The sequence below is a fragment of the Streptomyces sp. NPDC047014 genome (assembly GCF_040644195.1).
GTDB lineage: Bacteria > Actinomycetota > Actinomycetes > Streptomycetales > Streptomycetaceae > Streptomyces.
Genome location: NZ_JBEYVX010000082.1, coordinates 20,446 through 27,016 on the forward strand (window position 1 = coordinate 20,446; position 6,571 = coordinate 27,016).

8 protein-coding genes are annotated in these 6,571 nt (G+C 69.8%); 5 read left to right on the plus strand and 3 right to left on the minus strand.

Annotated features, from left to right (window positions below; all coding sequences use genetic code 11):
* The first annotated feature begins 67 nt into the window (after positions 1–67).
* The 4 genes from ABZ873_RS28345 to ABZ873_RS28360 all read left to right on the plus strand — a co-directional run bounded on the left by ABZ873_RS28345 (position 68) and on the right by ABZ873_RS28360 (position 3,362).
* Positions 68–862: an ABC transporter ATP-binding protein gene (locus ABZ873_RS28345; RefSeq protein WP_360877615.1), complete on the plus strand. Its 795-nt coding sequence runs from the start codon at positions 68–70 to the stop codon at positions 860–862.
* Positions 863–1,005: 143 nt separating this feature from the next.
* A complete protein-coding gene (locus ABZ873_RS28350) occupies positions 1,006–1,434 on the plus strand; it encodes an NfeD family protein (protein ID WP_360877618.1) in 429 nt (142 codons plus the stop codon).
* A gap of 82 nt (positions 1,435–1,516) precedes the next feature.
* Positions 1,517–2,503 carry an SPFH domain-containing protein gene (locus ABZ873_RS28355; RefSeq protein ID WP_360877621.1) on the plus strand — a complete coding sequence of 329 codons (987 nt, stop codon included), beginning with the start codon at positions 1,517–1,519 and terminating at the stop codon, positions 2,501–2,503.
* 88 nt (positions 2,504–2,591) lie between these two features.
* The gene (locus tag ABZ873_RS28360; protein ID WP_360877624.1) at positions 2,592–3,362 is read left to right on the plus strand and encodes a sulfite exporter TauE/SafE family protein; all 771 of its coding nucleotides are present in this window, start codon (positions 2,592–2,594) and stop codon (positions 3,360–3,362) included.
* A 55-nt stretch (positions 3,363–3,417) separates the two neighbouring features.
* Here ABZ873_RS28360 and ABZ873_RS28365 read toward each other — a convergent pair whose 3' ends face one another.
* The 3 genes from ABZ873_RS28365 to ABZ873_RS28375 form a co-directional block, all read right to left on the minus strand.
* Positions 3,418–3,924, minus strand: a complete 507-nt coding sequence (locus tag ABZ873_RS28365) for an HNH endonuclease (RefSeq protein WP_360877627.1) — start codon at positions 3,922–3,924, stop codon at positions 3,418–3,420.
* A 149-nt stretch (positions 3,925–4,073) separates the two neighbouring features.
* A complete protein-coding gene (locus tag ABZ873_RS28370) occupies positions 4,074–4,610 on the minus strand; it encodes a YbhB/YbcL family Raf kinase inhibitor-like protein (protein ID WP_360877630.1) in 537 nt (178 codons plus the stop codon).
* 71 nt (positions 4,611–4,681) lie between these two features.
* Complete coding sequence (locus ABZ873_RS28375) at positions 4,682–5,464, minus strand: sporulation protein (protein WP_360877633.1); 783 nt, start codon at positions 5,462–5,464, stop codon at positions 4,682–4,684.
* A gap of 107 nt (positions 5,465–5,571) precedes the next feature.
* Between ABZ873_RS28375 and ABZ873_RS28380 the strand changes: the two genes are divergently transcribed.
* A complete protein-coding gene (locus ABZ873_RS28380) occupies positions 5,572–6,213 on the plus strand; it encodes a DNA-3-methyladenine glycosylase (RefSeq protein WP_360877636.1) in 642 nt (213 codons plus the stop codon).
* Positions 6,214–6,571: the final 358 nt, after the last annotated feature.

Below are 6,571 nucleotides of genomic sequence, written 5' to 3' on the forward strand. Positions count from 1 at the left end.
GTTTTCCCCTGGGGCTGCGTCTACCGGCGCACAGAGAACCGTGACTGCAAGGGGTGACAACACGCTCATGAGCGATGTTCTGGAGCTGGTGGACGTATCCGTGGTCCGCGAGGGCCGGGCTCTCGTGGACCAGGTCTCCTGGTCGGTGAAGGAGGGGGAGCGCTGGGTGATCCTCGGCCCCAACGGCGCCGGCAAGACCACCCTGCTCAACCTCGCCTCCAGCTACCTCTTCCCCACCAAGGGCGCCGCCACCATCCTCGGCAGCACCCTCGGCAAGGTCGACGTCTTCGAGCTGCGCCCGCGCATCGGCATGGCCGGCATCGCCATGGCCGACAAGCTGCCCAAGCGGCAGACCGTCCTGCAGACCGTCCTCACCGCCGCCTACGGCATGACGGCCACCTGGCAGGAGGAGTACGAGGACATCGACGAGCAGCGCGCCCGCGCCTTCCTCGACCGCCTCGGCATGACCGAGTACCTCGACCGGAAGTTCGGCACGCTCTCCGAGGGCGAGCGCAAGCGCACCCTGATCGCCCGCGCCCTGATGACCGACCCCGAGCTGCTGCTCCTCGACGAGCCCGCCGCCGGACTGGACCTCGGTGGCCGCGAGGACCTCGTACGCCGCCTCGGCCGGCTCGCGCGCGACCCGCTCGCCCCCTCCATGATCATGGTCACCCACCATGTCGAGGAGATCGCCCCCGGCTTCACGCACGTGCTGATGATCCGCCAGGGCAAGGTCGTCACCGCCGGCCCGATCGACCTCGAACTGACCTCCCGCAACCTCTCCCTCTGCTTCGGCCTGCCACTGGTCGTCGAGCGCAACAGCCACGACCGCTGGACGGCCCAGGGCCTGCCGCTGCGCTAGAAGCCCGCACGGCGGACGGCGTACGACCCACGGCGCACGGCGCACGGCGTACGGCGGCCGGATCCCGAACACCGGCCCCGCGCACGGCACATCGCGCCACCGCACCCTGTCCCGACCGCGCCCGGCCGACCTACCATGACCGTGTGGACATCGACGCGTGGGTGTGGTGGCTCATCGGCGCGGTCGGACTGGGCATCCCCCTGGTCCTGACCGCCATGCCGGAATTCGGCATGTTCGCCGTCGGAGCGGTGGCGGCCGCCGTCACCGCCGCCCTCGGCGGGGGAGTGGTGGCCCAGGTCCTGGTCTTCGTGGCCGTCTCGGTGGCGCTCATCGCCGTCGTCCGGCCCATCGCCAACCGGCACCGCGACCAGAGACCCCAACACCGCAGCGGCATCGACGCGTTGAAGGGCCGCAGCGCCGTCGTCCTCGAACGCGTCGACGCCGCCGGCGGCCGTATCAAGCTCGCCGGTGAGATCTGGTCCGCCCGCAGCCTCGACGCGGACACCGTTTTCGAACCCGGACGGTCCGTCGACGTGGTGGAGATCGACGGGGCGACCGCCGTCGTGATGTGACAAGCAGCCTGCTCGCGGCCCCCAGGTCTGCGAGACTCCGATCAACGGGGCAGCACAGACAGCCGGAAGGGCACGGGGAAGCATGCAACCGATCATCATCGTCCTGATCATTCTGGTGGTTCTGGTCTTCATCGCACTGGTCAAGACGATCCAGGTGATCCCGCAGGCCAGCGCCGCCATCGTCGAGCGGTTCGGCCGCTACACCCGCACCCTCAACGCGGGCCTCAACATCGTCGTCCCGTTCATCGACTCGATCCGCAACCGGATCGACCTGCGCGAACAGGTCGTCCCGTTCCCGCCGCAGCCCGTCATCACCCAGGACAACCTGGTCGTCAACATCGACACCGTCATCTACTACCAGGTGACCGACGCACGGGCCGCGACCTACGAGGTCGCCAGCTACATCCAGGCCATCGAACAGCTCACCGTCACCACCCTGCGCAACATCATCGGCGGCATGGACCTGGAGCGCACCCTCACCTCCCGCGAGGAGATCAACGCCGCCCTGCGCGGGGTCCTCGACGAGGCCACCGGCAAATGGGGCATCCGCGTCAACCGCGTCGAGCTCAAGGCCATCGAACCGCCCACCTCCATCCAGGACTCGATGGAGAAGCAGATGCGCGCCGACCGCGACAAGCGCGCCGCGATCCTCCAGGCCGAGGGTGTCCGGCAGTCGGAGATCCTGCGCGCCGAGGGTGAGAAGCAGTCCTCCATCCTGCGCGCCGAGGGTGAGGCCAAGGCCGCCGCGCTCAAGGCCGAGGGCGAGGCCCAGGCCATCCGTACGGTCTTCGAGTCCATCCACGCCGGCGACGCCGACCAGAAGCTCCTCGCCTACCAGTACCTCCAGATGCTTCCGAAGATCGCCGAGGGCGACGCCAACAAGCTCTGGATCGTGCCCAGCGAGATCGGCGACGCCCTCAAGGGCCTCTCCGGGGCCATGGGCAACTTCGGCCCCCTCGGCGGCGGTTCCGGCTTCAACCCGCAGAACACCGGCAAGGACGGCGGCGGCATCCCGGCCGCCCGCGACAAGGAGCGCGCGGACCGCCGCGAACAGCCCCCGATCGACTGACCGCCGTCCCCTCCTGCATGATCGGTGAGGCCCCTCGACCTTCATGGCGGGGAGGCGACCCACTCATGCAAAGGGGATGGCACCGTCCATGTCCATCTGGGAATCCCTCGCGGTCCTCGCCGCCGGTGTCGGAGCCGGCACCATCAACACGATCGTCGGCTCCGGCACCCTGATCACCTTCCCGGTCCTGCTGGCCACCGGCCTGCCACCGGTCACCGCCAACGTCTCCAACACCCTCGGCCTCGTGCCCGGTTCCATCAGCGGAGCCATCGGCTACCGCAAGGAACTGCGCGGCCAGCGCTCCCGGATCCTGCGCCTCGGCTCGGTGTCCCTCGTCGGCGGACTCGCGGGCGCGGCCCTGCTCCTCGCCCTGCCCTCCGACGCCTTCGACACGATCGTGCCGGTCCTCATCGGCCTCGCCCTGGTCCTCGTCGTGCTCCAGCCCCGGCTCGCCGCCGCGCTGCGCCGGCGCCAGGAAGCCGCCGGAGGCGATACGAGCCACCCCGACGGCGGCCCCGCCCTGCTCGGCGGCATGCTCTTCTCCAGCGCCTACGGAGGCTACTTCGGGGCGGCGCAAGGCGTGCTCTACCTCGCGCTCATGGGGCTGCTGCTCCGCGAGGACATGCAGCGGATCAACGCCGTCAAGAACGTCATCGCCGCCCTCGTCAACGGCATCGCCGCCGTCTTCTTCCTCTTCGTCGCCGAGTTCGACTGGACGGCCGTGGTCCTCATCGCCGTCGGCTCCACCCTCGGCGGCCAGATCGGCGCCAAGGTCGGCCGACGGCTGTCCCCGGCCGTCCTGCGCGGGGTCATCGTGACCGTCGGCCTCCTCGCCATCGCCCAACTTCTGCTCCGCTGAGCGACGTAGAAAGACGTAGCGGATCTACGTCACCGACGTCGCCCGGCGCAGGTGCCTAGGAGGCGGACCGCTCCAGCCACTCCGGCAGGGCCTCCCGCCCCGCCACCCCCAGCGCCAGCAGCATCGCGTCCGCCGGGGACGGCACGAACGGCTTCCGGAGGAGCGGCATCCCCGCCTCCTCCGGAGTCCGGGCCGCCTTGCGGTGGTTGTCCTCCGCGCAGGACGCCACCGTGTTCAGCCAGGTGTCCCCACCGCCCTGGGCCCGGGGCAGCACGTGGTCCACCGTCGTCGCGCGCTTCCCGCAGTACGCGCATCTGTGCTGGTCCCGGACCAGCACCCCCCTCCGCGACCACGGGGCGTGTCTTCGGAAGGGCACCCGTACGTACCGGCACAGCCGGATCACCCGGGGCATCGGAAGCTCCATGGTGGCGGCGCGCACACGCAGATCGGGATGCGACTGTTCGACCACGGCCTTGTCCTGGAGGACCAGGACCACGGCCCGGTTCAGCGTCACCGTCGACAGCGGCTCGAAGCTCGCGTTCAGTACCAGCGTGTCCCGCATCTCGCCCACCTCCCGTGTGCAGGCCCGCGACCACCCTGGCGGCAGGGCCCGCGACCACTCTCGCCGCGCGCGCCACGCGGGACAACGCAATAAAAATGCCCGGTCCTGGCCTTCTTTAGACCAGGACCGGGCAAACGCCGGGCAAACGATCAGCGTGCGGCGGGCGCCTCGTACTCGGCGACGAGCTGCGCCCGGCCCAGCGCGTGGAACCGGAGATGGAAGCCGACCACCGCGGGCGAGGAGTCCTCGTCCGGGCCCAGCTCCTCCCGGTCCACCGCGTACACGGTGAACACGTAGCGGTGGCGCTCCCCGCGCGGCGGGGCCGCACCGCCGAAGTCCCGCGTGCCGTAGTCGTTGCGTACGTGCACGGCCCCCTCCGGCAGCCCCGGGAAGTCCCCGCTGCCCGCGCCCGCCGGCAACTCCGTCACCGACACGGGCAGATCGAAGAGCACCCAGTGCCAGAACCCGCTGCCCGTCGGAGCGTCCGGGTCGAAGCAGGTCACCGCGAAGCTCTTCGTCCCCTCGGGGAAGCCCTCCCAGCGCAGGTGCGGCGAGACGTTCTTGCCCGTGAGGACCTGGGCCGCGTGCAGATCCGCCCCGTGGGTGACGTCCTCGCTCGTCACCGTGAAGGACGCGACCTCGGGGTGGAAGGCGTGCGGAAGAGGCGCCCTGTTCTGCTCTGACACTGCTGAACCTCCGGAAGGGGGGAAGACATCGGACCGGCGCGCCCGCCCCGCGGACGGACGCGCTCCCGAGCCTAGAACCAGTTGCGCTGCGAACCGACTCCGGCGATCCACTGGTTGAGGTACGCCGCCCAGTCGGTGCTCTGGTAGGTCTGCAGGCCGACCTGGAAGCAGCGGTAGGTGTCGCTGCCCTCGCTGAACAGCCCCGGCTTCTTGTCCATCTCCAGGACGACGTCCATCTCCCGGCCGTCCGAGACGAAGGTCAGCTCGACCTGGTTCAGCCCGCGGTACTGCGACGGCGGCAGGAACTCGATCTCCTGGTAGAAGGGCAGCGTCTGGCGCGTCCCCCGGATGTGGCCCCGCTCCATGTCCGCGCTGCGGAAGGTGAAGCCGAGCTGCCGGAAGGCGTCCAGGATGGCCTGCTGGGCCGGCACCGGGTGCACGTTGATCGCGTCGAGGTCACCGGCGTCCACCGCCCGCGCGATCTCCAGCTCCGTGCTGACCCCGATGTTCATCCCGCGCAGGTGCTGGCCCCCGAAGTGGGTGATCGGCGTCTCCCACGGGATCTCCAGGGCGAACGGCACCACGTGCAGCGCGCCGGCCTGCACCTGGAACGCACCGCCGAGGCGCTGCTTGGTGAAGACGATGTCCTGCTTGTACTCCTGGTCACCGCCCTCGACCTCGACCTTGGCCTGGAGCCCGACGGACAGCCCCTCGATCTGCTGCTCCACCGATCCGCCCTGGATCCGGACCTCGCCCTGGACGATGCCGCCCGGGACGACGTTCGGCTCGGTGATGATCGTGTCCACCGAGGCACCACCGGCACCCAGGCTCGCGAACAGCTTCTTGAAGCCCATGCTCAAACTCCCCTTGAACGATCTGGCGACTACGCCGCGACTACCCGTATCAACGCGGAACCATCGGTCCCGGTTGCAGGCGGGCGCGGTCCACTACGCTCGACCGGATGAGCGCGCGCCCTGACCGTACGCCCCTGCCCAGGTCCTTCTTCGACCGCCCGGTCCTCACCGTGGCCCCGGACCTCCTGGGCCGCACCCTCGTCCGCCGTGCCCCGGACGGCCTCATGGAGCTGCGGATCACGGAGGTGGAGGCGTACGAGGGCGAGTCCGATCCGGGCTCGCACGCCTACCGCGGCCGCACCGCCCGCAACGCCTCCATGTTCGGGCCGCCCGGACACGCGTACGTCTACTTCATCTACGGCATGTGGTTCAGCCTCAACCTGGTGTGCGGCCCGCCGGGGCACGCCGGCGGGGTGCTGGTGCGGGCGGGGGAGATCACGGTGGGCGCCGACCTGGCCGCCAAACGTCGGGTTACGGCCAGACACCCGCGAGAACTGGCCAAGGGCCCGGCCCGCCTGGCCACGGCCCTGGACGTGGACCGCTCGTTGGACGGCACCGACCTCTGCGCGGGACCGGAGGCGCCCCTGTCCGTCCTGACGGGCACCCCCACCGCCTCCGACCTGGTGAGCAGCGGCCCGCGCACGGGGGTGGGCGGAGCCGGCGCGGACCACCCGTACCGCTTCTGGCTCACGGACGACCCGACGGTGAGCCCGTACCGCGCCCACGCCCCGCGCCGCCGCTCGACTTGACGCGACCGGCCCGGACGCCTAACGTAGTTCGAGCCGCTTTTACGGGCACTGCCATCGGCAGACCCCGGGAGCGGTCACTCCACACCTACGACATTCCCCTGGCGGGGGCTTATTCGGCATGTCCGAATTCCCGAGCCGGTGACCCGATTATGAGTCGCAAGGGAAAACCGCTAACGTGTGGAGCGCCGAAAGGCAAAGACCGCCAACGGTCACCGAATTCAAATCCCAGCCGGAAACGGCGGCGGAAATGATCTGGTAGAGTTGGAAACGCAAGAACAAAGCAACACAGCAGAACGAAAGCCCGGAGGAAAACCCGCGAGGGTGAGTACGAAGGAAGCGTCCGTTCCTTGAGAACTCA